The sequence below is a fragment of the Variovorax sp. OK605 genome (assembly GCF_900115445.1).
In the GTDB taxonomy this organism is placed as follows: domain Bacteria; phylum Pseudomonadota; class Gammaproteobacteria; order Burkholderiales; family Burkholderiaceae_C; genus Variovorax.
In genome coordinates this window covers 1-25,613 of sequence record NZ_FOWL01000030.1, presented here as the reverse complement: position 1 = coordinate 25,613, position 25,613 = coordinate 1, and the positions used below count along the sequence as shown (strand labels likewise).

Genomic DNA, 25,613 nt, shown 5'->3' with positions numbered 1-25,613 from the left:
AATCGCTGCAAGCCTGTCGGCGTGGCGCGGCGCGGCGTAAAGGACACCGTCCTATAGGATTCCATCCACCTCCCGCATCCGGGAAACGAAAGACTTTCCATGGCAGACCTCCCGACCGCATCGACCGTATCGACCCGCACACTGAGCCTCGGCGCCCAGCGCATCGCCGTGCGCGAAAGCGCGGGCCAGGGCCCCGCCATCCTGCTGGTGCACGGCAACTCGTCGTCGTCTCGCGTATGGCAGCAGACGCTGGAAGGCGAGCTCGGGCGCAAGTACCGCATCGTCGCCGTCGACCTGCCGGGCCACGGCCAGTCGAGCGATGCGGGCGAAGCCGAACGCGCCGCAACCTACAGCATCCCCGGCTACGCCGATGCGATCCGCCAGGTGGTGGAGCAGCTGTCGCTGCACAAGGCCGTGGTCGTCGGCTGGAGCCTTGGCGGCCACGCCGCGCTGGAGGCCAGCGCGCACCTGCCGCAGGCCGCGGGCTTCATGATCTTCGGCACACCGCCGCTGCCCTTCCCGCTGCCGGCCGAGCTCGGCGGCGCGTTCCTCAAGCTCGGACTCGGCTTCGAGAAGGACTGGAACGAAGAACAGGCGCGTGAATACGTGGCCGACTTCCTCGTGCCCGGCACGCACGGCCCCGCCTTCCTGATGGAAGACGCCGTGCGCACCGACGGCCATGCGCGCGCATCGCTGGGCGCGAGCATCGGCGGCGTGGGCTACCGCGACGAGCCCGGCATCGTCGCGGCCCTGACGCGCCCGCTGGCCATTCTTCATGGCGCCCAGGAACAGATCGTCGGCCTGCCCTACCTGCAGGCGATGGCGCCGTCGATGCCCACGCTGTGGCGCGGCGAGGTGCAGGTGGTCGACAACGCGGGGCATGCGCTGCAGTGGGAACAGCGCGCGGCGTTCGAGCTGCTGCTCGATGCCTTCGTACAGGACTGCCAGCGATGAGAGGAACGGCGCCGGAGCCTCGGGGCCACAGGCGACCCTGATCGCCGTGGCGCTCTGTCGCCGTATCGCCGTATCGCTATATCGCCATATCGCTATATCGCGCTCACTCTTCGGCCGGCGGCTCGGCCACCCGGCTCGCATGGCGCGCGCCGGGCTCGGGGCCGGTTTCGGGCGCGTTGCCCGTCATCATCTGGCTGAGCAGGCCTGAAAGCACGTCGCGCTGCGACGCGTCGAACATGCGCAGCAGGTGCAGCTCGGCCGCCGCGTGGCGCGGCATCGCCTCGTCGGCCAGGCGGATGCCCTTGGCCGTGAGCTTGACCAGCACGCCGCGCCCGTCGTTCGGATCGATCGAGCGCTTGACCCAGCCTTCCTTCTCGAGCCGCTTCAGCAGGTTCGACAAACCGCCCGAAGTGAACAGCAGCGTGCTCTGCAGGCGCGAAGGCGAGAGCCGGTAGGGCGCCCCCGCCACGCGCAAGGTGGCGAGCACGGCGTACTCCTGGTACTTCATGCCGAAGGGTTCCAGCACCTGGTTGAGCGTGCGCAGCACCACTTCCTCGAGCCGCAGCAGGCGGCCGACCACGGCCTTGCCGCTGCTGTCGATGTCGGGCCGCTCGCGTTTCCATTGCTGGATGCCGCGCTCGACCAGGTCGGCGCCCACCTCTGCCGGCGCGTCTTCGAGCGGCAACACGGACTCGGCAACGTCGCCGCGTTTCTTCGCATCGCCTTGGGGCGAACGCCGGTTCGATGCTTCTTTCTTGTGCGGCATGACGTGCTTTCCATCAAAGAGGAGGCCTTTGCGCCGCCATTGTGGTGCAGCGCCGCGGCGCGGGTTGGTCCCTATCTTAAATGCCTTGCATTTATCTTTTACGAAAGATAAAGTGAATTCCAACGCAGCCACCCGGCCCTTTGTTCCGGGTTTTCCCCACAGGAGCTCTTCATGAAAACCATGTTCTCGCGCTGTCTCGTTTCGGGCCTCGTTGCCGCGCTGCTGTCGGGCGCCGCGCAGGCCGAGGAGCTGGTGGTCGGCATCTTCGGCGGCTCCTTCGCCGAAGACTCCAAGACCTGCCACATCGCATCGTTCGAGAAGAAGACCGGGGCCAAGGTGGCGCTCAAGCTCGGCAGCTCCTCGCAGTTCGCGGCCTCGATCCGAGCGACCGGCGGCAAGTCGGACTTCGACGTGGTCTACATCGACAACTCGCTGGCCGCGCAGCTCAAGAACGAGAAGCTGCTCGAGACCATCGACAAGAGCAAGCTCACGCACGCATCGGAGGTGTCGCCGCGCGCGCTCGACAAGGACGGCCAGTACGTCGTGTTCATGACCGGCGCCACCGTCATCGTCTACGACACCCGGCAGGTCAAGACGCCGCCCACCTCGTGGGCCGACCTCGCCAAGCCCGAGTACGACGGCAAGCTCGCCATCGGCGACATCAGCGGCACCTCGGGTTCGCAGTTCCTGATGGCGCTCAACCGCATGAAGGGTGGCACGCTCGCCAACATGGACGCGGGGTTCGCGGCCATCAAGCCGATCGCCAAGTCGTCCGTCACGCTGTACACGCAGGCCGACCAGATCGTCTCGCTGTTCGAACGCCAGGAGATCGCCGCGGCCGTGTGGTACCCCGACCGCGCCGGCTCCGCCATCGACAAGGGCCTGCCGCTGGCCATCGTCTATCCGAAGGAAGGCGCGGTGGGCATCCTGCCGGCGCTGGTGATCCCGAAGGGCGCGAAGTCGCCGGCGCTCGCGCTCAAGTACATCGACGAGGTGCTGTCCAAGGAAGGCCAGACCTGCTTCGCCGAGCGCAAGTACGCCGGCCCCGTCAACACGCAGGTCAAGCTCAGCGACAAGGCCGCGAAGATCGTTCCCTACAAGGAGACCTTCGACAACCTCTGGCTGCCCGAGCCCGAAGCCGTCGCCAGGTCGCTGCCCGACTGGACCAAGCGCTGGCAGCGCGAAGTGGCCCGCTGACCCGGCGCCAGGCACACGCCGCGCTCCACCCGCACCGCAACCTCCAGGACCGACCGACATGCCGGCACTCACGCTCGACCGCCTCGAGAAACGCTACCCCGGCCCGTCCGGCCAGCCCGGTCATGTCGCCGCGCACTCGGTCTCGCTGTCGGTGCACGACGGTGAATTCATCTCGCTGCTCGGCCCCTCGGGTTGCGGCAAGACCACCGTGCTGCGCATGGTGGCCGGCCTGATCGAGCCGACCAGCGGCCACATCTTCGTGGACGGCCGCGACGTGACGGCGCTGCCCACCAACAAGCGCAACATCGGCCTCGTGTTCCAGTCGTACGCGCTGTTCCCGCACATGAGCGTGTTCGAGAACGTCGCCTTCGGCCTGCGCCGCCAGGGCGTGCAGGGCAACGACCTGAAGCAGCGCGTCGACCAGGCGCTGGCCAGCGTGCGACTGTCCACGCTCGGCGAGCGCATGCCGCGCCAGCTCTCGGGCGGCCAGCAGCAGCGCGTGGCGGTGGCACGCTCCATCGCGCCGCGTCCCAGCATCCTGCTGTTCGACGAGCCGCTGTCCAACCTCGACGCCTCGCTGCGCGACGAGATGCAGATCGAGCTCAAGCGCCTGCAGCGCGAGGTCGGCATCACCACGCTGTTCGTCACGCACGACCAGGGCGAGGCCATGTCGATGTCCGACCGCGTGTGCGTGCTCGCGCACGGCGTGGTGCAGCAGTTCGACACGCCCGAAGCCATCTACCACCGCCCCGCCACCGGCTTCGTCGCAAGCTTCATCGGCCGGCCCAACCGCCTCGCGGGCCGCGTGGTGCGTTCGCCCGAAGGCGCGGCGGCGGTCCACCTGAACAACGGCCCCGTGCTGACCGCCACCGGCGCCGAAGGCATGGCGCACGGCGCGGCCGTCGACGTCGTGGTCCGCCAGGAAGACATCCGCTTCGCCGATGCAATGACGCCCCACGCCGCCACGCTCGCGGGCCGCGTCGCCATGCGCTCCTTCGTCGGCTCGCGCGTGCAGTACCTGCTGGCCTTCGGCGGCACCGAGCTCATTGCCGAGGCCCTCACCAACGGCCCGCACGCAGGCCTCGAGGTCGATGCGCCGGTGCGCGTGACGGTCGAGCCGCAGCACATCTACGTGACCCCTTCCGCGCGGCAGGCAAGCGCATGACCCCGCGCAAGATGACCGGCGCGCTGCTGGCGTCGCCGCTGCTGCTGCTCCTGCTGCTGGCCTTCGTGGCACCGGTGCTGCTGATGGTGCCGCTGAGCCTGCACCCCTACGAGCCCGGCACCGGCATCTCCGCCGGCTGGACGCTCGCCAACTACACCAGCATCGTCACCGACGAGTACTACCGCGAGGTGGTGGTTCGCACGCTGGTGCTGGGCTTCGGCGTCACGGCCATCTGCCTGCTCATGGGCTACCCGCTGGCTTGCTACATCGCCAACGCGGGTCCGAAGATGCGGCTCACGCTCACCATGCTGGTCATCTTCCCGATGCTGCTGAACCTGGTCGTGCGCTCCTTCGGCTGGATCGCGCTGCTGGCCAACCGCGGCCTGGTGAACAACCTGCTGATGGACATCGGCCTGATCGAGCGGCCCATCAAGATGATGTTCAACCTGTTCGGCCTGCTGGTCGGCATGTCGCACATCTTCCTGCCGTTCATGGTGCTGATGCTGGTGCCGGCCATCCAGGCGATCTCCAAGGACGTTCAGGCCGCCGCGTACACGCTGGCCGCGAGCCGGCTGCGCGTGTTCTGGTCGATCACGCTGCCGATGAGCGCGCCGGGCATCCTGTCGGGCTCCATCCTGGTGTTCGTGCTGACCATCAGCGCGCTGGTCACGCCGCGCATGCTGGGCGGCCCCACCTACAAGGTGATGGCCACGCTGATCTACGACGACTTCCTGCAGACGCTCGACTGGCCCGCCGGTGCGGCCATGTCCTTCGCGCTCACCGCGCTCACGCTGCTGGTCATCGGCCTGTCGAGCCGCGTGCTCAAGCGCTGGGGAGGCAACGCATGAGCACCGACGGCAAGAAGACGCCGTTCCTCGCGGCCACGGCCATCGCGGTGGTGGTGTTCCTGCAGATTCCGGTGCTGGTGGTGGTGCTGGCGGCCTTCAGCAAGACGGCCTACCTCACGATTCCGCCGAAGGGCCTGACCTTGCACTGGTTCGAGGTGGTGCTGCGCGACCCCGAGTACCTGAGCGCCGCCTGGACCAGCCTGTGGCTCGCCGCCGCATCGACCGCCGCCGCGCTGGTGCTGGGCCTGATCGCGGCCTATGCCATCCATCGCCGCATGGTGCCCGGCGCGGGCGCGCTCACCTCGCTCTTCATGGCGCCGCTGATCCTGCCTTCGGTGGTGCTCGGCGTGGCGCTGCTGCAGTACTACACGATGACCGGCCTGCGCGGCAACTCGCTGGGCCTGTGGCTGGCGCACGTGGTCATCACCGTGCCCTACGTGGTGCGCGCCAGCCTGGGCAGCCTGTCGGCGGTCGACGAGTCGCTCGAAGACGCGGCGCGCGTGCTGGGCGCGGGCGGCTTCACGAGCTTTCGCCTGGTCACGCTGCCGCTGGTGAAGCCCGGCCTTGTGGCGGGCGGCCTCTTCGCCTTCATCACCTCGCTGGACAACGTGCCGGTGTCGGTGTTCCTGCTGTCGGCCAGCCAGACCACGCTGCCCGTGAAGATCTTCACCTCGGTCGAACAGGGCGTGGACCCGAGCGTGGCCGCCGTCTCCACCTTGCTCATCGTGACCACCGGCGTCGTGCTGCTGCTGGCCGAGCGATGGACGGGCTTCCACAAGCACGTCTGATCCGCCGCGGGCCCCACCTCTTCGCTACCCCCTTCGTCACCTCATTCGCTACCTCATTCGCCAAGGAGTTCTCTGATGCCGACCACGAGCAAAGGCTTCCCGCTCATGCTGACCTTCGACCTCGACGCGGAAACCATGTGGACCGGCCGCGACCCGGCCAACGCGCAGCGCCCCATTCTCATGTCGCAGGGCGCCTACGGCTGGAAGGTCGGCATGCCGCGCATCCTCGCGCTGCTGGCGCGCTACGGCATCAGCGCCACCTTCTTCATTCCCGGCGAAGTGGCCGACAAGCACCCGGACCTGGTGCGCGAGGTGGTCGACAAGGGCCACGAGGTGGCGCACCACAGCTACAGCCACCGCTGGATCGTCAACCTGAGCCCCGCCGAAGAGCGCGACGAGATGGACCGCGGCATGGAAGCGCTCACGCGCGTGGCCGGCACGCGGCCGCGTGGCTGGCGTTCGCCGGCGGCGGAGTTCAGCAGCATCACGCTCGACCTGCTCAAGGAATACGGCTTCGACTACTCGTCGAACTTCTTCGACGACGACTCGCCCTATCTGCTGGAGATCGGCGGCCAGCGCACCGACATCGTCGAGCTGCCGTTTCGCTGGGTGCTCGACGACGCGCCCTTCTTCCAGTACTCGATCACCCTGCCCGGGCGCACGCTGCAGGCGCCGTCGGCCGCGCTCGAGGCATGGACCAGCGAGTTCGACGTGCTCCACGCCGAAGACCGCATGATGATGGTCGGCATGCACCCGCAGATCATCGGCCAGCCCTCGCGGCTCAAGGTGCTCGAAGGGCTCATCGAACACGCGCTGGCCCACTCCAACGTGTGGATCGACCGCTGCGACCGCATCTCCGACGACATGCGCCCGCGCCTGAAGGCGGCCTCGGCCGTGGCGGCATGACCACCGCGCCTTCAGCGGCCCTGCGCTTCGTGGTGAGCGGCGGCGCCAGCGGCATCGGCTTCGCGGTGGCGCGACTGGCGGTGGAGCGCGGCGCGCGCGTCGTGCTGCTCGACCGCGACGCGAAGCGGCTGCAGTACAGCGCGGGTGTGCTGGGCGACGCGGCGCTGCCGCTGGTGTGCGACGTCACCGACGCACCGGCCGTGAAGGCCGCGGTGAACCACGCCGCCGAGTGGCTCGGCGGCCTCGACGCGCTGGTCAATTCGGCGGGCGTCGATTCGCTCAAGCCGCTCGAGCAAACCGACGACGCCGAATGGGCCCACACGCTGGCCGTCAACCTCACGGGGCCGATGCTGATGTGCCGCGCCGCCATGCCGCACCTGCGCGCGGCCGGCGGCGGCAGCATCGTCAACATCTCGTCGGGCGCGGGGCTGCGGCCGCTGCCCAACCGCACCGCGTACTGCGCCACCAAGGCGGCCGTGATCATGTTCGGCAAGGCGTTGTCGATCGAGGCGGCGGCAGACGGCATCCGCGTGAACGCGGTGTGCCCCGGCGCCATCGACACGCCGCTGTTTCGCACCAGCTACGAACACAGCGACGACCCGGAGCGCACGCTCGGCGAGATCCGCCAGCGCTACGCACTGGGCCGCGTCGCCGCGCCCGAAGAGGTGGCCGAGGCCGTGCTCTACCTGAGCGGCCCCGGCGCCAGCTACATCACCGGCACCGCGCTCGCTGTCGACGGCGGGCGCACCTTCCACTGAAGGACACCGCCATGGGCTTCGACCAACGCGTTGCCGTCGTCACCGGGGGCGGCCAGGGCATCGGCGCCGCCACGGTGCTCGACTTTCTCGGGCAGGGCGCGCGCGTGGCCGTACTCGACCTCGACTGCGCACCGCTCGCGCAGCAGCTCGCCGCAAGGCCAGACGCCGCCGCGCGGTGCCTGTGCATGCCGGGCGACTGCACCGATGCCGCCGTGGTCCACGCCTTCTTCGACCGCGTGGAAGACCAGATGGGCCCGGTCGACATCCTGTTCAACAACGTGGGCCAGAGCGCGCGCGAACGCGGCAGCCTGTTCACCGAATCCGCCGAGGCCGTGTGGCGCTTCGTGCTCGAGGTGTCGCTGCTGACCGCCATGCGCGCGTCGCGCCGCATCGCGCCCGGCATGAAGGCGCGCGGCTTCGGGCGCATCGTCAACATGAGCACCGACGCGGCCTTTGCCGGCGACGTGGGCCTGGCGGACTACGCCGCCGCCAAGATGGGCGTCATCGGTTTCACGCGCTCACTGGCGCGCGAGCTCGCACCGCACGGCGTCACGGTGAATGCGGTGTGCCCCGGCGCCATCCGCACGCGCGCGCACGACAAGCTTCGCCCCGAGGTGCTGCAAAAGATCGTCGCGGACACGCCCGCCGGCTTCATCGGCGCGCCCGAAGACGTGGCCGCCACGGTGCGCTTCCTGGCCAGCGACGAGGCGCGCTTCATCACCGGCCAGACGCTGCTGATCGATGGCGGCCGCTGGATGCTCTGACGCGCCTGCCTCTCTCCTTCTCCTTTCAAGGACCCGACCATGGACCTGATGGACCACAGCGCACGCGAGCTCGCCGCACTGATCCGCCGCAAGGAAGCCTCCCCGGTGGAAGCCGTGCAAGCGGCGCTCGCCCGCATCGAGGCGCGGCGCGAGCTCAATGCCTTCATCACCGTCACGGGCGAACAGGCGCTCGACGCCGCGCGCCGCGCCGAGGCCGCCGTGATGGCCGGCGAGGCGCTCGGCCCGCTGCACGGCGTGCCGTACTCGGTGAAAGACCTCACGCTGACGGCCGGCGTGCGCACCACCATGGGCTCGGCCATCTACGAAGACTTCGTGCCGACGAGCGATGCGGTGGCCGTGGCGCGCGCCAAGGCCGCGGGCGCGATCCTCATCGGCAAGACGACCACGCCCGAGTTCGGCCACAAGCAGGTGGCGACCGCGCCCCTCTTCGGCCGCACGCTCAACCCGATCGACGCGCGCTACACGCCCGGTGCGTCGAGCAGCGGCGCGGCCGTGGCGGTGGCGGCGGGCCTGGGTTCGCTCGCGCTGGGCACCGACGGCGGCGGCTCCATCCGCATTCCGGCGTCGTGTTGCGGCATCGTCGGGCTCAAGGCCACGCTGGGCGTGGTGCCCCACCTGCAGGCGCCCGATCTGTACTCGGCCAACTCGTTCACCGGCCCGATGGCGCGCGACGTGGCCGACACGCAGCTGCTGTTCGATGCCATCAAGGGCTTCGACGCGCGCGATCCGTACGGGCTGGGCGGGCCGATGCCGCAACGCGCCGTGCCGGCTTCGCTTCGCGGTTTGCGCGTGGCGTGGCTGCCCACCGCCGGCAACCCCGTCGACCCCGAGGTCGAGGCCGTCACCACCGCCGCCGTGCGTGCCATGGAAGGCGAAGGCGCCGTCGTCGAGACGGTGCAGCTCGATTTCGTTTCGCTCGAGCGCCATTTCCTCGTGGTGCTGCAGTCGATGCTGGCCGCGCGCGTCGGCGCCAACCTGGAGCGCTTCGGCGACCGGCTCGACGCCACGCTGATCGACGCCGTGCGCAAGGGCCGCGGCCACAGCGCGGTCGACCTGCACGAGGCCACCTTCGCCAAGACCCGCTGCTTCGCCGAGCTGCAGGCGCTGTTCGGTCGCTTCGACGTGCTGGTGTCGCCCACCGTCTCGGCGCCGCCGCTGCCCATCGACATGGACGTGAGCGGCGAGGTCGAGATCGGCGGCAAGCCCGCGGGCACCATCCGCGGCGCCTGGTACCCGTACACCTACCCGATGAACCTCACCGGCCATCCCGCGCTCTCGATGCCCTGCGGCAAGAGCGCGAAAGGCCTGCCCATCGGGCTGCAGCTGGCGGGCCGCTGGTACGACGACGACTACCTGCTGGCCATTGCGCGGCTGGTCGAGCACACGCTCCGCTGATCTTCTCGGCTGATCTTCTCGGCTGATCTTTCTTCTCTTTCCCCACGAGATTCACGAGGTTTTATCCATGCGTCCGTTCGCCCGTCACACCCTCGCCGCAGCTTTCACGCTGACCGCACTCCAGGCCGTCCACGCCGCCGCGGCCGATCTGCCGCCGGGCCTCGCGGGCGGCAACCTGAAGATCGTCGTGGGCTACGCGGCCGGCGGCGCGGCCGACACCGTGGCGCGCCTGTACGCCGAGCAACTCAAGGACGCGGGCTTCGGCAGCATCCTGGTCGACAACAAGCCCGGCGCCTCGGCGCGGCTCGCGTGGGACGTGGTGAAGAAGTCGAAGGCCGACGGGCTCACGCTGTATCTCGCGCCCTCGCCGCTGCTCACCATCCTGCCGCTGACCTACAAGACCCCCGGCTACGACGCCGAGAAAGACCTGACACCGGTCGCGCTGCTGGTGGAGATTCCGACCGCCGTCGTCACCGGCGCCTCGCAGCCGTACAGCAGCATGAAGCAGTACGTCGAGTGGGCGAAGAAGAACCCGACCAAGGCCACGCTCGGCCTCGCGACCATCGGCAGTTCGGGCCACCTGGGCGCCTTCGCGCTGGCCAAGGCGCAGGGCTTCGAGGTCACGCCCGTGGCCTACCGCGGCGCATCGCCGATGCTCATCGACGTGGTCGGCGGCGAACTGTCGATGGGCTGGGACGCCGCGGCCAGCATGATGCCGCTCTACAAGGGCGGCAAGATCAAGTTCCTCGGCATGAGCGGCGACAAGCGGCTGCCGGCCTTGCCCGACGTGCCGACCGCGAAGGAACAGGGCTTCCCCGAATTCGTGGCGGCCACGAGCTGGTACGCCGTGTACGCGCCCGCCGGCACGCCGCCCGCCGCATTGGCGGCGCTGGAGCGCAGCTTCCTCGCCGCCGCCGCCAAGCCCGAGCTCGCGCGCAGCCTGGAGGCCGCCGGTCTCGTGGCGCATGCGCAAGGCCGCGCCGAGCTGGCGCAGCGCGCGCAACGCGAGCGCAGGAATTGGGAGCCGATCGTCAAGGCGGCCGGCATCGTGGTGGACGAATGAACGCGCGAAAAGACAAGGCCCCCATGTCCGACGATTCGCTCTTCTTCACACCCGCGACCGAGCTCATCGGCCTGATGCGCTCGCGCCAGCTCTCGCCCGTCGAACTGGTGACGGCCGTGCTCGCACGCGCCGAGCGCCTGCAGCCGGTGCTGAACTGCTTCATCACGCTGACGCCCGAACGCGCGCTGGCCGAGGCGCGCCGCGCCGAGGCCGACATGGCCGCGGGCCGCCCGCTGGGCAAGCTGCACGGCATTCCCTTCACGGTGAAGGACCTGGTCAACACCGAAGGCGTGGCCACCACCTTCGGCGCGGTCGTGCACCGCGACAACGTGCCCGCCGAGGACGCCGTGAGCGTGGCGCGGCTGCGCGCCGAAGGCGCCATCCTGATCGGCAAGACGACCACGCCCGAGTTCGGCTCGGGCCCGATGACCCACTCGCCGCTCTTCGGCAGCACGCGCAACCCGTGGGACCTGTCGCGCACCAGCGGCGGCTCCAGCGGCGGCGCGGCAGCCGCCACCGCGGCGGGCATCGCGCCGCTGGCCATCGCCACCGACGGCGGCGGCTCCACGCGCATTCCGGCCGCCTGCAACGGCGTGGTGGGCCTGAAGCAATCGAACGGCGTGATCCCGCACAGCCAGGCGCAGGACCTGTTCGGCAACCAGACCTACGTGACCCCGATGACACGCACCGTGGCCGACACCGCGCTGATGCTGCAGGTGATGGCCGGGCCTTCTGCCGCCGATCCGTGGTCGCTCGGCCTGCGCGCGCACGACTACGTCGAGCAGGCCAGGCCCCAGGGCGACCTGCGCGGCAAGCGCGTGCTGTACTGCCTCTCGCCGCCGGGCCGGCCGGTGTCGAGGGACGTCACGGAGAGCTTCTCCGCCGCGCTGCAGACGCTCGCGGCGCTGGGCGCCACGCTGGAGCCTTTCGACGCCAGCAGCGGCTTCGACGTCGAGCCCATCTGGCGCGCCATCAACCACACGGTGTGGCGCGCCCGCTTCGCACCGCTGATCGAGAAGGACCCCGACAGCTTCAGCGACACCTTCAAGCGGCAGATCGCGTCCGCGGCCAGCGTGAGCGGCGTCGAGTACCAGGAAGCGATGTTCGCGCGCTCCGCCTTGTTCAAGCGCGTGCAGGGCCTGTTCGAGAAGGCCGACGTGCTGGCGATGCCCACGCTCACGCGCTCGGCCCTGCCGCTCTCGCAGGACCTGTTCGGCCCCATCGACATCGACGGCCAGCAGTTCGACAACGTGCGCGCGCACTGGTACCCGTGGACCATGCTGTTCAACATGACAGGGCACCCGGCCGTGAGCGTGCCCGCCGGTTTCGGCCGCGACGCGATGCCGCTCGGCCTGCAGCTGGTCGGCCGCTTCCAGGGCGATGCCGAGTTGCTGCAGGTGGCGAGCCAGTTCGAGGCGGCGGCGAACTTCAGCGCGCGGCGGCCCCGGCTCTGATCAGCGCCGGGGTGCTCAGCGTGATTGGCGCGATTGGCCTGATTGGCCAGACTGGTGCGAGGCCTGCGCCGCGATCAGGTCGTACAGCGCCTGCGCCGCCGGCGACAGCCGCGCGGTGCGCCGCGTCATGAGCACCAGCGTGCGCGACACGCGCGGCTCGACGAGCTCGATGGTCTTCAGCGCCGGGTATGCGCCCTTCTGCAACGCCAGCCGCGGCACCACCGCGGCCGCCACGCGCTCGGCCACCAACCCGACCGCCGTCGAGCTGCGCTGCACTTCGTAGAAAGGCTGCAGGCTCGCGGCGGCGGCGCCCAGGGCCACGTCGAGCAGCGGACGGTTCTCGCTGGCCTGGCCCGCGAAGATCAGCGGATGCGCCTGCAGCTGCCGCCAGGCCACGCGCCGGCGGCCGGCCAGCGGATGCGAGGCGTGGCAGACCAGCACGTACTCGTCCTCGATCAGCGGCACGCTCGTGAGCTCGGGCGAGTGCGCGCCGGCCATGCCGATGCCGAACTCCACCTCGCGGTGCAGCACCGCGTGCGCCACCGCGGAGGACGAGTGGTCGAGGATCTTGATGCGGTTGTGCGGATGCTTCGCCGAGTAGGCCTGCATGATGCGCGGCAGAAACTGCACGCCCGCGGTCGGCACGCAGGCCATCGACACGTCGCCGCGCTCGGCCTTGCCGGTCTCGCGGATCTCCAGCAGCGAATCGGCCAGCTCCACCAGCAGGCGCCGCGCGCGCGGCACGAAGTCGCGGCCGATGGTGGTGAGCGCCACCGAGCGCGTGGTGCGCTCCACCAGCGCCACGCCCAGGAATTCCTCGAGCTTGCGCAGCCGCTGCGTGATGGCGGTCTGCGTCACGTTGAGCGCACCGGCCGCGGCCTGGAAGCTGCCCTCGTCGGCAATGGCCACGAAGGCCTGGATTCCGAGGATGTCGATTTTCATCAGATTTATGAATCAATGGCCAGAATAAATTCATTTTACGAAGGCGCTCGTGCTCGGCAAACTGCGGCCACCACAGCAAGAAACACCCCCCAAGGAACCCACGATGACCTGGTCCGCCAAGCAATACTCGGCCTTCGAAGAAGAACGCACACGACCGGTTCGCGACCTGGTCGCGGCCGTGCCGGCCACGCAGCGCCCGGTGCGCTTCGCCATCGACCTGGGCTGCGGCCCGGGCAACTCCACCGAGGTGCTGGCGCAGCGCTTTCCGGATGCGCAGGTGAGCGGCATCGACAGCTCCGACGACATGATCGAAGCCGCGAAGAAGCGCATGCCCGAGACTCCTTTCGGCGTGGCCGACATCGCGACCTGGCAGGCCGCGCAGCCGATGGACGTGATCCTCGCGAATGCGTCGCTGCAATGGCTGCCGGACCACGCCACGCTGTACCCGCGCCTCGTGAACCAGCTCGCACCCGGCGGCCACCTGGCCGTCCAGACGCCCGACAACCTGCAGGAGCCCGCGCACCGGCTGGCACGCGAGGTGGCGGCGCAAGGCCCCTGGGCCGACCGCATCGGCGAGGTGCGGCACCCGGCGCGGCACGGCGCCATCGACTACTACACCATGCTGCGCCCGCACAGCAGCCGCGTCGACGTGTGGCGCACCACGTACCACCACCCGCTGGCGGGCGGTGCGGCGGCGGTGGTCGAGTGGTTCAAGGGCTCGGCGCTGCGGCCGTACCTGGCGCTGCTCGATGCGGCGCAGCAGGCCGGCTTCCTGGCGCGCTACCAGGAAGCGATGGCCGGGGCCTACCCGGCGCTGGCGGACGGCAGCGTGCTGCTGCCGTTTCCTCGGCTGTTCATCGTCGCGACGCGCTGAACGGCGCCGTCGCCTCGCGGTCGCGGTCGACCTCGAAGTGCGACGAACCGGGGACGGGTGCGGGGATGCGTGGGCCTGCGCATCGAATGCCTTGCCCGGTTTGCTGATTTTTTCTACCAGATTGGTGCCGATCATCGGGGCCCCTGCATTTCCAGAGCCCCACCATGTCCCAGCCTCCCAAAGCCACCTACGTCGACGACCTGCACGCCCCGCAGGTGTTCGCGGACGAAGTTTCGGGCTATTGGGTCAACGCGGGCTGCGTCCACATCACCCTGGATGCCAGCCGCGTCGACCACAGCTCCGAGCGCTGCCCCGTCAACCGTGTGCCGGCGCTGCGGCTCACGTTGCCGATTCCCATTGCGCAGGTGCTCGCGGTCAGCCTCTACGACTTCCTGAAGCAGCGCGGCCTGGCGCCGTCGCCGGGGAACGGCCACTGAGCACCTAAAAACCGCACAGGGTCACGGGCCGGCGTCCAAAATTTCTACGAGATCCATCTTGAAGATGAGAGCCATTCTTATCTTCAGAGTGAGTCTGTGTTGAATCCGAACCCCTCCAACCGCCTGAACCGTGCGGACCGCCCGGACACCGCCACCCCCGTCACCGTTGCCGCTTCACCGGTTTCCTTCCGCCGCAGCGCCTTCGGCCCGCCCGCGCGCGCCACGCTGCTGGTGCTCTGGGTCGCCACCCAGGGCGGCCGCGCGCAGGCGCAAACCCAGGACACCGCGGCCAGCGGCAGTTCGCTGCCGACCGTCACCGTCACGGCCGACACGCCCGCCGAGACGCCGCAGCACCTCGACGCCAAGGTGAGCAGCGGCGCGCTGGGCGCACGCTCGCAGCTCGACACGCCCTTCTCCACCACGGTGGTGCGCAGCGAGGACATGGCCGAGCGCCAGGTCACGAAGCTCGGCGACGTGTTCGCGCTCGACGCCTCGGTCTCCGACAACAGCGGCGCCTACAGCAGCTGGGCCAGCTACATCTCGGTGCGCGGCTTGCCGCTGGACTGGCAGAACGGCTACCGCATCAACGGCCAGCCCTTCCTCAGCTACGCCATCACGCTGCCCTACGAACAGTTCGAGCAGATCGAGCTGCTCAAGGGTTCGTCGGGCTTCATGTACGGCTTCGGCACGCCGGGCGGCATCGTCAACTACGTGACGAAGAAGCCGACCGACACGCCGGTGCGCAGCATCGAGGTCGGCTACAAGACGGCCGGCGTGTGGAGCGAGCACGTCGACCTGGGCGGGCGCTTCGGCGCGGACGACCGCTTCGGCTACCGGCTCAACGCCACGCACGAGGAAGGCAAGACCTACAACGACGGCAACATCCGCCGCAATTCGGTCTCGCTCGGGCTCGATGCCAGGCTCACCGACAAGCTCACCTGGACCTTCGACTCGCTCGACCAGAAGCGCATGGCCACGGGCCAGACGCCGTCGATCTACACCGGCGGCTACACGGGCACCCGCCTGCCCTCGACCATCAGCGCGGACAACGCGAACCTGGTGGGCGCAGGGCAGCACCTGGCCACCGACTTCAGGCTGTTCTCCACCGGCCTGCAGTACCAGCTGTCGCCCGACTGGACACTGAGCACCGGCTACAGCCACAGCAGCGCCACGCGCAGCCGCAACGAAAGCATCGCCTCCCTGCAGGATGCGAGCGGCGGCTACGACGACTACCGCTACGACGGCGCCGAGGGCCACCGCTTCAACCAGTGGCAGGCCATGGCCACCGGCAAGCTGCGCACCGGCGCCTTCGAGCACCAGGTGACGCTGGGCGCGTCGTGGCAGAAGCAGGTGAACGACTACAGCGCCAACAGCATCTACGAGCGCATCGGCTCCGGCAGCATCTTCGGCCAGAACACCAACGGCTACGAGAGCGCCACGGCCTTCACGCGCTACCGTCCGAGCGACATCACGCAGCGCGCGGTGTTCGCGAGCGACACGCTGAAGCTGTCCGAGAAGTGGTCGGTGCTGGCCGGCCTGCGCAGCACCGACTACGAGCAGAACAGCTACGGCACCACCGGCGTGCAGACCGCCACCTACCGCAAGAACGGCGTGGTCACGCCCACGCTCGCGCTGATGTTCAAGCCCGCGCCCGACACCACGCTGTACACCAGCTACGTCGAGTCGCTGGAACCCGGCAGCACCGTGAGCAACCTCTATGCGAACGACGGCGCCCTGCTCGACCCGCTGAAGAGCCGCCAGTACGAGCTGGGCCTGAAGACCGAGCGCGACCGCTGGAGCGCCACGGCCGCGCTGTTCCGCATCGAGCGCGGCGCCGAGTACGCCAACAGCGCCAACGTGCTGGTGCAGGACGGCCAGTCGATCTACCAGGGGCTGGAGCTGGGCGCGTCCACGCGGCTGGGCTCGCAATGGCAGGTGGGCGGCAACCTGATGCTGCTCGACTCCTCCTACCGGCGCGGCAGCAGCTACGTGGGCAACCGCGTGGCCGGCGCGCCGAAGATGGTGGCCACCGCGCAGGTGTCGTACGACGTGCTGCAGGTGCCCGGCCTCCGGTTGTCGGCCGACATGAAGTACACGGGCGGCACGATGCTCGACGCGTCGAACCAGCTGAGCCTGCCCGGCTACACGGTCGCCAACATCGGCGCGAGCTACACCACGCGCCTCGGCGGCCATGCCACCACCTTCCGCGCGGCCGTCAACAACGTGGCCAACCGGCGCTACTGGGAGTACCAGTACGACAACTACATCAAGCCCGGCGACCCGCGCACCTTCAGCCTGAGCGCGAAGCTGGACTTCTAGGCGCGCGCCGTGACCACCCCGCTGCTGCGCCAGACTCGCCGGATGCGCCTGGCTGCAGGCGCGTTGTGCCTGTGCCTCTCCTGCGGCATGGCGAACGCCGCCGCGCAGGCGCGCGTGGTGTCGAGCACCTGGCTGCCCGGCGGCAAGTACGCGCTGGTCTACGAGTTCGAAGGGGCCGAATACATGAGCCTCGCGGCGGACCCGCCCGGCGCCTGGATCACGGTGCCCGACACCATGGATGCGAACGCGGCACGGCCCGCACCGCGTCCACCGCCGGCCCCCGTGGTGTCGCGCGCCGACCCCTTCCCCACCTCGCAGACCTACGTCGGCGGCTTCTTCGTCGACCCCCTCTCGGCCGCGTTGCGCGCCACCGGACTGGGGCTGCTGCTCGGCGACGGCTGGCCGCACGGCACGCATCGCATCAACCGTTGAAGACCACGGTCTTCGTCCAAATTTCCTCCCGTTTTGAAGTTCACCATCGTGGCCATGAAAAGCCCCTGGCATCGCCACACACACGGCGCCTCGCAAGCGCTCCGCTTCAACGGCCTGCTCGCCACGGCCACCGCACAAGGCCAACGGCCGGGGCTCACCATGCAAGCTCGATGGAACCATTCGCCGGCCTCCCCCTTCGCCCGCGCGGGCACGCGCAAGCCCGTGACTTCGTGGCTGCCGCGCATCGCGGGCGTGCTGGCCTTCTGCGCACTGGCGCTCGGTGTGTTCGTGGCCGGCAGCGACACCTGCGACGCGCATGAAAGCGCCAACGCGGGCAACTACAGCCTGTCGACGCTCGCGGCCCTCACCGACGCGAGCGCCGGTGCGGCGCCCGCCGCACGGCGTGCCGGCGGCTGCAGGCACAAGCGCAAGGCCAACCGTTTCGCGCATGCGAAAACGGCGCTCTGACAGCGCCGTTGAACGAACAGGAAAAAAAAGGAAAGCTCAGGTCCCGGAGCCGGGCATCCCGCGCGGGAATGCGCCGCGCTCTTCAGGGCCGGTGCGCTGCTGCCGCGTCAGCACGGTGAGAAACGCCAGGTGCTTCGCGTCCCACGCGAAGAACATCGCGAGCAGCACGGCGTCGCCCAAGGCCAGCGCGATCAGGGTGCGCCAGTCCCACAGCCAGTCGAAGGGTGTCATGGGTCGGTCGAGGTGATGAATTCAGGATCTCGAGCTTGCCGCCGGCGCATTGCCCGCGAATTTCAGCGTGTTGCGGCTTCTTTGCCGCGCCGGCCGGATGCGGTGCCGGGCTCAGGCGTCGCGCGTGCGCGTGACGGCGGGCACGAACATGTAGCCCTCGTTGCGCACCGTGCGGATCAGGTCGGCACGCGCCTCGCCCGAGGCCAGCTTGCGGCGCAGGCGGCTGACCTGCACGTCGATCGCGCGGTCGTACGAATCGCTTTCCGCGCCCATGGCGTACTGCACGAGCTGGTCGCGCGTGAGCACGCGGCGCGGGTGCTGCACCAGCGCGCGCAGCAGGCGGAACTCGCCGTCGGACAGGTCCACTGGCTGGTCCTGCGGGTCGTGCAGCAGCCGGGTCTCCAGGTCGATGCGCCAGCCCGCGAAGTACAGCACCGCGGCATCGGCCCCGGCCCCGGCCGTCGCCGCTGGAGCGGGCGTTGCGACGGCGCCGGCAGCGGCGGGCGCATGGGCCGTGCGGCGCAGCACCGTGCGGATGCGCGCCAGCAGCTCACGCGGGTTGCAGGGCTTGGCCAGGTAGTCTTCCGCGCCGATCTCCAGGCCCACGATGCGGTCGATGTCGGTGCCCACGGCCGACAGCATGATCACCGGCGGCCCGCCCACGCGCTGCAGCTCGCGCAGCGCGCTCAGCCCGTCTTCGCCGGGCATCATCACGTCGAGCACGATGAGCGCGTAGTCGGCCTGCGCGAGCCGCTCGCGCATCTCGGCGGGATGGCCGGCCGCGTCGACCTGGAAGCCGTGCTTCTCCAGGAAGGACGCCACCAGGCTGCGGATGCCGGTGTCGTCGTCGACGATGAGGATGCGGGTGGACAGGTTCACGTTGCGGCGGATCGGGTAGCGGATCATAGGCCGGGCCCCGCGCCGGTCCGAAGACCCCGAGGGCGCTCGGGCGATGCAATGAATTGCAATGCGCTGAAATCCGGCCGCAACATCCGCTTCGCACACTCGCGCGCACAGCCCGAACGAAGCACCCAGATGGACACGCAGACCCGCAGCCGCCCCGGCGTGACATCGCCTGCCGTCCGTGCCAGCATCGCGCCATGACTCCCCAAGGCAACGCGCGCCGCTGGCCGGGCCCGCCGCTGGCGCTGCAGATCATGGCCCTGCTGCTCGCCGGCCTGGTGGTGGCGCAGGGCGTGACGCTCGCGCTCACCATGCTGCTGCCGCCCGAGCCGCAGCGCCAGTGGCAGCTGGGCGACATCGCGCGCGTGCTCTCCGGCCAGGCCGCCGAGGGCCGCAATGCCGGCCTGCTGCAACGCTCGCTGCAAGCCCGCGCGCCCGAGCCCAAGGGCCAGGGCTGGCTCACCTCCGAACGCTCGCGGCGCGACCTGGCACAGCTGCTCGCGCGCGACGAGAGCGAGGTGCGCCTGTACTTCTTCACCCCGTTGCCGTTCGCGGGCACCGCGGGTGCGGTCGCGTCGACGGACGGCGACACGCGCGCCACGGTGCGCCATGCGTCCGGTGCGTTCCATGAAGGCGGCTTCATCCGGGTGCAGGCCGGCGGCATGCCCGCGATGCCTTCGTCTCCTGGCGGGCTCGGAGGGCCTGGAGCGCCCGGAGGACTGGCCGCGCCGGGCGGCGGGTTCCGCGGTGGCATCGGCAACCTGAACGGCGGCTTCGGCGCAGGACGTGGCAGCGGCGGCAGCATCGCCGGATCGCCACAGCAACAGTCGCCGCAACAGTCACAGCCACAGCAGGCACAGCCACAGCAGCCGGGCGGCACGGGCGCACCCGCCGCGGGCAACGCAACGGCGAGCCCGTCGGCGCCCGCGACGCAACCTTCGGTGGCCGCAGGTGCAACGCAGTCACCCGGACTGGCCGCGCAGACGCCCGCCGCGTCGACGGGTGCGCCGGCCACGTCGATCGCGCCCAGCGCGCCCGGCGCATTCACTGCACCCGGCGCACCCGGCACACCCGGAACACTTGGGGCACCCACCGCGACAGCACCCGGCACGGCGGCACAACCGGCAGGCCCTTCCCCCATGGGCCAGCCGCCCGCAATGCAAGGCCAGCCCGCGATCCCCTCCCCGTTCGCGTCCTCGCCGCCCGTGCGGTTGCCCGAGCCGGCACCGGTCCCGCCGCTGGTCACCGAAAAGCCCGCGTCCCGCAAGGCGCCCGCCGCAACAGAGGCACCGGCCACGCACACGCCAGAGCCGCCTTCGAAGCGCGCCGAATCCGTTCCACGCGCAGCCCCTGAAACACCCGCGCCCGCACCGCCGCGCACCGCCGAAGCGCCACGCCAGCCGCGCGCACCGGCACCCGACGACACCGACACCGTGGCCGAGCGCCCCGCCGCGCGCGGCCTCTTCGGCCTGGCGCCGGCGCCGTTCGTCGAAGGCGACTTCATCGCCGCCGTCTACACGCGCGAAGGCAGCTGGGCGGTGGTGCAGCCCATTCCCGAATCGTTCCCCAACGCATGGCAGCGGCGCGTGCTGCTGTGGTTCCTGATTGCGGCGGCCATCGTCATCCCCGCGGGCTGGCTGTTCTCGCGCCGGCTGGTGCGGCCCATTGCCGGCTTCGCGCGCGCGGCCGACCAGCTGGGGCGCGACCCCGCGGCGCCGGTGCTCGCGCTCGAAGGCCCCGCCGAGATCGGCCGCGCCGCGCAGGCCTTCAACCGCATGCAGGCGCGGCTGCGCAGCTTCGTGGACGACCGCACGGTGATGATCGGCGCCATCAGCCACGACCTGCGCACGCCGCTCACGCGGCTGCGCTTTCGCATCGAGGACGTGCCCGACGACGTGCGCGCCGGCATGCTCGGCGACGTCGAGGAGATGGAGCACATGATCGGCTCGGTGCTCGACTTCATCCGCGACGCCTCGGTGGTGAGCGCGCGCGAGCGCATGGACCTGGCGAGCCTGGTGGAAGACGTGGTCGAGCAGGCCGTCTTCGTCGGCAAGGACGTGCAGCTGCAGCGCACCGAGCATGCGCAGGTGGAGCTCGACGCGATCGGCATGCGCCGCGTGCTCGACAACCTGGTGGAGAACGCCGTCAAGTACGGCAACCAGGCCCGCGTGCGCCTGTTCACCAACGGGCACGACGCCGTGGTCGAGATCAGCGACCGCGGCCCGGGCCTGCCCGCGGACGAGCTCGAGCGCGTGTTCAAGCCGTTCTACCGCACGGCGCAGGCCCGCACCTCGCGCGCGGCGGGCAGCGGCCTGGGCCTGGCCGTGTGCCGCTCGATCGCGCGTGCGCACGGCGGCGACGTGGTGCTCAAGTCGGGCCCGCACGGCCTGCTGGCGCAGGTGCGCGTGCCGCTGGCGCTCGACGCGCAGGACAGGCGGCCTGCGCCGCCGGCATCGATGTCGACGTCGATGCCCGCGTCGATGTCGCCCGCCGCGCACACCTGACAACGCCTCTGCCAGATTCCTCCCACCTTGCGTGTTCGACTCCGCGCTCGGGCAGCGGCTGATCGCCGCCCGCACACGAGGAGAAGAACCCCCATGCCACGGCTGCAGACGAAGCCGCGCCCATCGCGGGCGCGCGGCTTCACATTGATCGAACTCATGGTGACCGTCGCCATCGTCGCCATCCTGGCCGCCATCGCCTACCCGTCGTACCGCGACTACGTGCTGCGCGGGCGCATCGTGGACGCCAGCAACGGGCTGTCGGTCATGCGCGCGAACATGGAGCGCTACTTCCAGGACAACCGCACCTACCTGTCCACGGGCAGCTACACCTCGCCGTGCATGGTGGCCTCCACGCTGCGCATGTCGGGCACCTTCACGCTGTCGTGCGACGGCACCTACGGGGCGCTCACCGCCACCACCTACACGCTGGTGGCCACGGGCAGCGGCGGCACCGCGGGCTTCGCGCGGGCATGGGCTCCGAATCGGTCGTGGCGGCCAAGGTGCTGTGGGAGTTCACCGACGCCACCACGGGCTACAGCGACGGCGAGCCGACGGTGGTCAAGACCGCCAGGTACGGCTGGGTGGCGGTGCTGACCTCGGGCTACGACAACAGCGACGGCTACGGCTACATCTACCTCGTGAACCCCAAGACCGGCGCGCTGCTCGAGAAGCTCAAGACCGGCAGCAGCGCACCGGGCCTGGCGCATGCCGCGGCCTACGTGCGCGACTTCACCGACGGCACCGCCGACGCCATCTACGCCGGCGACCTCAACGGCCAGGTCTGGCGCTTCGACCTCACCGGCACCGCGGCCTACAGCGCGCCGCTGCTGCTGGCCAACCTCACGGACGCCAGCGGCAACGCGCAACCGGTCACCACGCAGCCGCTGATCGAGATCCAGCCGGGCACGAAGAAGCGCTACGTGATGCTGGGCACGGGGCGGCTGCTGGCGTCGAGCGACGTGAGCACGTCGCTGGGCCAGGGCTTCTACGCGCTGATCGACGGCAGCGCGCCGGCCTTCAACACAGCGGCCTCGCTGCCCTCGGGCGTGGGCTTTCCGCTCGCGCGCGGCAACCTCACGGCGCTGACCGACCTCACCACCGGCGCGAGCTTCGCCGGCAGCTCGATGGGCTGGTACGTGGACCTGGGCACCGACAGCGGCAGCGCGATCGCGTGGCGAATGATCACCAACCCGACCACCACCAGCGGCGTGGTCGCCTTCGCCTCGACGCTCACCACGACCGATGCGTGCAGCCCCTCGGGCACCAGCCGGGTCTATGCGATCAACTTCGGCACCGGGCAGTCGGCGCTGCAGGACAGTGCCGCCTACATCGCCAAGGCCTACGCGGTGACCGACCTGCGCTTCACCAGCAGCACCAGCGGCGGCACCACGCTGTCGGTGGGCTCCAGCACCGGCACGGTGGATAACCTGAAGGTGTCGCTGTCTTCCAGCCTCAGCCTGCGGCTGTTGAACTGGCGCGAAGTGCCGGTGGTGCAGTAAGCGCGCGGCAACGCGGCCTGCGCCGCACGCCGCGCCGCCCAGGTTTCTCCCCGATCGCCGCGCAGACTGCGCGGCATGTTCGCGTCTTCATCGCCCGCATCTCCTTCGCCGCCTTCATCCGCTCCACGCCTCCGGATCCGGGTGCGCTGGCGCCTGCCCCGCAGCGGCCTGCTGAGCGGCGTCGCCGAAGGCCACTGGCTCTGGGAGCCCGACTCGCCTGCCGTGCGCAATGCCTTTCAGGCCGCGGTGGACGCGGGCAACCGCGCGCATGGCCCGGGCACGCACTGGATCGAGGAGAGCCATGAAGGTCGCGCGGCGCGCTGAGACCGGCAGCAAGAAACGCACACGACAAAAAGCCGGCGAGACCCGCCGGCTTTGGTGAAGACCCCGGATGACCGCCCGCGCGGCCCGCGCTCAGCGCGCCGCGTTGCGGTCGCCGATCATCTTCGGGCTGATGAAGATCAGCATCTCGGTCTTGTTGTTGACCCGGCTGCGCGTGCGGAACACCGCGCCCACCACCGGCAGTTCGCCCAGCACCGGCACGCGCGACTCGGAGCTCGTGTCCGTCAGCTCGAACACGCCGCCGATGACCACCGTGCCGCCGTTCTCCACCAGCACCTCGGTCTGGATGTGCTTGGTGTTGATGGCGTAGCCCGCGGTGGTCGACTGGCCCACCGTGTCCTTGTTGACGTCCAGCGACAGGATGATGTTGCCCTCGGGTGTGATCTGCGGCGTCACCTCGAGCTTGAGGTTGGCCTTGCGAAACGCGATAGAGGTGGCGCCGCTCGAGGTCGCCACCTGGTAGGGCAGCTCGGTGCCCTGCTCGATCAGCGCCTTGGTCTGGTCGGCCGTCACCACGCGCGGGCTCGACACCACCTTGCCCTTGCCGTCGGCCTCCAGCGCGGAGATCTCGAGGTTGAGCATCTTCGTCAGGCCGGAGTTGAACAGCGACAGCGCGAAGGTGCCCACCGCGTCGCCGGTGGTGCTGGTGGCCGGCAGGTTCACGAAGCTGGTGTTCGAGTAGGTGTTGCTGCCGGTGACGGTGGTGACGCCGCCGCTGGTCGACGAGCTCACGCTGGGCGTCACGCCCACCGCCGAGTTGCTGTTGACGAAGCCGCCGCCCAGCTTGGCGCCCAGCGACTTGCTGAAGGTGTCGGTGGCCTCGACGAAGCGCGCCTCGATCAGCACCTGCCGCACCGGCACGTCGAGCTTCTGGAGCAGCTCGGCCACCTGCGTGAGGCGCGAGGGAATGTCGGTCACGAACAGCTGGTTGGTGCGCACCTCGGCCAGCACGCTGCCGCGCGCGCTCAGCAGGCGCGTGGCGCTGCCGCCCGATCCACCACCGCCACCGCCCGAGCCGGCACCGCTGCCGGTGAGGCCCGCGGCCACCGTGGCCGCCTTCGCGTAGTTGAGCTGGAACGACTGCGTGCGCAGCTGCTCCAGCCCCTGCAGCGCGGCCTGCGCCTCGTACCTGATCTTTTCCTTGGCGTTGAGCTCGTCCTCCGGCGCGATGCGCAGCACGCTGCCGCTCTTGCGCATGCCGAGGTTCTTCGCCTCCAGGATGATGTCCAGCGCCTGGTCCCACGGCACGTCCTTCAGCCGCAGCGTGAGCGTGCCGCTGACCGAGTCGGAGGTGACGATGTTGAAGTTGGTGAAGTCCGCGATCACCTGCAGCAGCGAGCGGATCTCGATGTTCTGGAAGTTGAGCGACAGCTTCTCGCCGTTGTAGCCCACGCCCGGCGTGAGCTTGCCGGGGTTGTCCTTGCGCGGGCGCAGTTCCACCACGAACTGGCTGTTGCTCTGGTAGGCGCTGTGCTCCCAGTCGCCGCGCGACTCGATCAGCATGCGCACGCGGTCGCCGGCCTGCTGCATGGACACCGTCTGCACGGGCGTGCCGAAGTCGGACACGTCGAGCCGGCGGTTCAGGCCCTCGGGCAGCGACGACTTGGTGAACTCCACCACGAGCCCCTTGCCCTGCTGGCGGATGTCCACACCCACCTGGTCGTTGGGCAGCGCGACGATCACGCGGCCGGCGCCGTCGGTGCCCAGGCGGAAGTCGACGTCGCGCAGCGGCAGCACGTCGCGGTTGCGGTTCTCCGCGAACTCCGACGGCTGGGCCGCCGCGAGCGGCGCGCCCGGCGCGGGCTGCAGCGACACCAGCAGCGACTTGCCGCGCATCTCGGTGCGGTAGGCGGCGGCCTGCTTCAGGTTCAGCACGAGCCGCGTGCGCTCGCCCGCCTGCACGACGTTCACCGAGCGCAGGTTGCCCTGGTTCATCTCGATGGCGGCGCGGCCCAGGTTGCTGGTCGTGGCGGGAAAGTCGAGCGCGATGCGCGCGGGCGACTGGACGACGAAGCCGCCGGGCGCGGCGGCCAGCGGTTCGGAGAAATCGATGCGCAGCACCTCGGTGCCCGATTGCACCGTGCCCGTGACCGACTCGATGCGGTTCTGTGCGGGTGCCTGTGCGGGTGCCTGTGCCGGTGTCTGTGCGTGCGCGGGTGCCTGTGCGGCCGCGAGCGGCCCGACGGATGCGAGCAGGAACGCTGCCCGGAAAGCGGCCGCGCGCAACCAGCGCGGGACCGCGAATGTCTGTTGGTTCATTTCACCTGCCTTGAAACTGCGGCTTCACCTCCTCGCTGCTTCGAGCCCCCTCATGAGCGCAGCGCGAACCCCGACACCGCGCAAGGCACGGTGCCGGGGCCAGCAAGCAGCGCGGCCCCTCAGCCGCGCTGCCGCATCACTTCGTCAGAACGCGTGGCGAATGCCGAAGTCGTAGCCCGTGGACGAGCGCGGCAGGCCTGTGTAGCCCACGCCCGCGCTGCCGTAGCCGGTGGTGCTGGCCGACACCAGGCTGCCCGTGTAGTTGGCGTCGTTGCGGTTGTTCACGCGCGCCACCGTGGCGTACAGCGCCGTGCGCTTGGACAG

The 25,613-nt window shown here is 70.0% G+C and carries 25 protein-coding genes and 1 pseudogene; 20 read left to right on the top strand and 6 right to left on the bottom strand.

Annotated elements, in window-relative coordinates:
- The first annotated feature begins 99 nt into the window (after positions 1 to 99).
- Positions 100 to 954 carry an alpha/beta fold hydrolase gene (locus BM013_RS39095; protein ID WP_093135902.1) on the top strand — a complete coding sequence of 285 codons (855 nt, stop codon included), beginning with the start codon at positions 100 to 102 and terminating at the stop codon, positions 952 to 954.
- Positions 955 to 1,057: 103 nt separating this feature from the next.
- Here the strand turns inward: BM013_RS39095 and BM013_RS39090 are convergent, their stop codons facing one another.
- A complete protein-coding gene (locus tag BM013_RS39090; RefSeq protein ID WP_093135899.1) occupies positions 1,058 to 1,720 on the bottom strand; it encodes a MarR family winged helix-turn-helix transcriptional regulator in 663 nt (220 codons plus the stop codon).
- 171 nt (positions 1,721 to 1,891) lie between these two features.
- Between BM013_RS39090 and BM013_RS39085 the strand changes: the two genes are divergently transcribed.
- The 10 genes from BM013_RS39085 (at position 1,892) to BM013_RS39040 (ending at position 12,079) form a co-directional block, all read left to right on the top strand.
- Positions 1,892 to 2,917: an ABC transporter substrate-binding protein gene (locus BM013_RS39085; RefSeq protein WP_093135897.1), complete on the top strand. Its 1,026-nt coding sequence runs from the start codon at positions 1,892 to 1,894 to the stop codon at positions 2,915 to 2,917.
- Positions 2,918 to 2,975: 58 nt separating this feature from the next.
- Positions 2,976 to 4,082 carry an ABC transporter ATP-binding protein gene (locus BM013_RS39080; RefSeq protein WP_093135895.1) on the top strand — a complete coding sequence of 369 codons (1,107 nt, stop codon included), beginning with the start codon at positions 2,976 to 2,978 and terminating at the stop codon, positions 4,080 to 4,082.
- A complete protein-coding gene (locus tag BM013_RS39075) occupies positions 4,079 to 4,930 on the top strand; it encodes an ABC transporter permease (RefSeq protein WP_093135893.1) in 852 nt (283 codons plus the stop codon). Before BM013_RS39080 ends, BM013_RS39075 begins: the two co-directional genes overlap by 4 nt.
- Complete coding sequence (locus tag BM013_RS39070) at positions 4,927 to 5,718, top strand: ABC transporter permease (protein WP_093135890.1); 792 nt, start codon at positions 4,927 to 4,929, stop codon at positions 5,716 to 5,718. Before BM013_RS39075 ends, BM013_RS39070 begins: the two co-directional genes overlap by 4 nt.
- A 75-nt stretch (positions 5,719 to 5,793) precedes the next feature.
- Positions 5,794 to 6,624, top strand: coding sequence for a polysaccharide deacetylase family protein (locus tag BM013_RS39065; RefSeq protein ID WP_093135888.1), 831 nt, complete (start codon positions 5,794 to 5,796; stop codon positions 6,622 to 6,624).
- Positions 6,621 to 7,382 (top strand): SDR family NAD(P)-dependent oxidoreductase, encoded by a 762-nt coding sequence (locus BM013_RS39060; protein WP_093135885.1) that lies wholly within the window; start codon positions 6,621 to 6,623, stop codon positions 7,380 to 7,382. Before BM013_RS39065 ends, BM013_RS39060 begins: the two co-directional genes overlap by 4 nt.
- An 11-nt stretch (positions 7,383 to 7,393) precedes the next feature.
- Positions 7,394 to 8,146, top strand: coding sequence for an SDR family NAD(P)-dependent oxidoreductase (locus BM013_RS39055; protein ID WP_093135882.1), 753 nt, complete (start codon positions 7,394 to 7,396; stop codon positions 8,144 to 8,146).
- A 39-nt stretch (positions 8,147 to 8,185) separates the two neighbouring features.
- Complete coding sequence (locus BM013_RS39050) at positions 8,186 to 9,562, top strand: amidase (RefSeq protein ID WP_093135880.1); 1,377 nt, start codon at positions 8,186 to 8,188, stop codon at positions 9,560 to 9,562.
- A gap of 67 nt (positions 9,563 to 9,629) precedes the next feature.
- Positions 9,630 to 10,625 carry a Bug family tripartite tricarboxylate transporter substrate binding protein gene (locus BM013_RS39045; RefSeq protein ID WP_093135877.1) on the top strand — a complete coding sequence of 332 codons (996 nt, stop codon included), beginning with the start codon at positions 9,630 to 9,632 and terminating at the stop codon, positions 10,623 to 10,625.
- 23 nt (positions 10,626 to 10,648) lie between these two features.
- The gene (locus BM013_RS39040; protein ID WP_093135875.1) at positions 10,649 to 12,079 is read left to right on the top strand and encodes an amidase; all 1,431 of its coding nucleotides are present in this window, start codon (positions 10,649 to 10,651) and stop codon (positions 12,077 to 12,079) included.
- Positions 12,080 to 12,094: 15 nt separating this feature from the next.
- On the opposite strand, the gene BM013_RS39035 is transcribed toward BM013_RS39040, so the two are convergent.
- Positions 12,095 to 13,021, bottom strand: a complete 927-nt coding sequence (locus tag BM013_RS39035; RefSeq protein ID WP_093135872.1) for a LysR family transcriptional regulator — start codon at positions 13,019 to 13,021, stop codon at positions 12,095 to 12,097.
- Positions 13,022 to 13,124: 103 nt separating this feature from the next.
- Between BM013_RS39035 and tam the strand changes: the two genes are divergently transcribed.
- From tam to BM013_RS39010, 5 genes are all read left to right on the top strand, one after another.
- Entirely contained in the window at positions 13,125 to 13,895 is a 771-nt protein-coding gene (tam, locus tag BM013_RS39030; RefSeq protein ID WP_093135870.1) for a trans-aconitate 2-methyltransferase, read from the top strand.
- A gap of 164 nt (positions 13,896 to 14,059) precedes the next feature.
- Complete coding sequence (locus tag BM013_RS39025) at positions 14,060 to 14,332, top strand: hypothetical protein (RefSeq protein ID WP_093135867.1); 273 nt, start codon at positions 14,060 to 14,062, stop codon at positions 14,330 to 14,332.
- A 225-nt stretch (positions 14,333 to 14,557) separates the two neighbouring features.
- On the top strand, positions 14,558 to 16,651 hold the full coding sequence (locus tag BM013_RS39020) for a TonB-dependent siderophore receptor (RefSeq protein WP_093135960.1): 2,094 nt from the start codon (positions 14,558 to 14,560) through the stop codon (positions 16,649 to 16,651).
- 9 nt (positions 16,652 to 16,660) lie between these two features.
- Positions 16,661 to 17,083: a hypothetical protein gene (locus tag BM013_RS39015; protein WP_143098495.1), complete on the top strand. Its 423-nt coding sequence runs from the start codon at positions 16,661 to 16,663 to the stop codon at positions 17,081 to 17,083.
- A 159-nt stretch (positions 17,084 to 17,242) separates the two neighbouring features.
- Complete coding sequence (locus BM013_RS39010) at positions 17,243 to 17,551, top strand: hypothetical protein (RefSeq protein ID WP_143072544.1); 309 nt, start codon at positions 17,243 to 17,245, stop codon at positions 17,549 to 17,551.
- Between the two features lie 36 nt (positions 17,552 to 17,587).
- Here BM013_RS39010 and BM013_RS39005 read toward each other — a convergent pair whose 3' ends face one another.
- Both BM013_RS39005 and BM013_RS39000 read right to left on the bottom strand, forming a co-directional pair.
- Complete coding sequence (locus tag BM013_RS39005; RefSeq protein WP_093135859.1) at positions 17,588 to 17,782, bottom strand: hypothetical protein; 195 nt, start codon at positions 17,780 to 17,782, stop codon at positions 17,588 to 17,590.
- Positions 17,783 to 17,893: 111 nt separating this feature from the next.
- Positions 17,894 to 18,688 carry a response regulator gene (locus BM013_RS39000; RefSeq protein WP_093135856.1) on the bottom strand — a complete coding sequence of 265 codons (795 nt, stop codon included), beginning with the start codon at positions 18,686 to 18,688 and terminating at the stop codon, positions 17,894 to 17,896.
- A 194-nt stretch (positions 18,689 to 18,882) separates the two neighbouring features.
- Here BM013_RS39000 and BM013_RS38995 point away from each other — a divergent pair, with 194 nt between their 5' ends.
- The 4 genes from BM013_RS38995 to BM013_RS38980 all read left to right on the top strand — a co-directional run bounded on the left by BM013_RS38995 (position 18,883) and on the right by BM013_RS38980 (position 23,012).
- Positions 18,883 to 21,189, top strand: coding sequence for an ATP-binding protein (locus tag BM013_RS38995; protein ID WP_093135854.1), 2,307 nt, complete (start codon positions 18,883 to 18,885; stop codon positions 21,187 to 21,189).
- 93 nt (positions 21,190 to 21,282) lie between these two features.
- On the top strand, positions 21,283 to 21,783 hold the full coding sequence (locus BM013_RS38990; RefSeq protein ID WP_093135851.1) for a type IV pilin protein: 501 nt from the start codon (positions 21,283 to 21,285) through the stop codon (positions 21,781 to 21,783).
- On the top strand, positions 21,678 to 22,688 hold the full coding sequence (locus tag BM013_RS42065) for a PilC/PilY family type IV pilus protein (RefSeq protein ID WP_093135848.1): 1,011 nt from the start codon (positions 21,678 to 21,680) through the stop codon (positions 22,686 to 22,688). The genes BM013_RS38990 and BM013_RS42065 overlap by 106 nt, the downstream gene beginning before the upstream one ends.
- A gap of 141 nt (positions 22,689 to 22,829) precedes the next feature.
- Positions 22,830 to 23,012, top strand: coding sequence for a hypothetical protein (locus BM013_RS38980; RefSeq protein ID WP_093135845.1), 183 nt, complete (start codon positions 22,830 to 22,832; stop codon positions 23,010 to 23,012).
- Positions 23,013 to 23,102: 90 nt separating this feature from the next.
- Here the strand turns inward: BM013_RS38980 and pilQ are convergent, their stop codons facing one another.
- Together pilQ and BM013_RS38970 are read right to left on the bottom strand one after the other, a co-directional pair.
- Positions 23,103 to 25,289 (bottom strand): type IV pilus secretin PilQ, encoded by a 2,187-nt coding sequence (gene pilQ / locus BM013_RS38975; RefSeq protein WP_093135841.1) that lies wholly within the window; start codon positions 25,287 to 25,289, stop codon positions 23,103 to 23,105.
- 144 nt (positions 25,290 to 25,433) lie between these two features.
- A pseudogene (locus tag BM013_RS38970) lies at positions 25,434 to 25,613 on the bottom strand (porin); the annotation flags it as partial.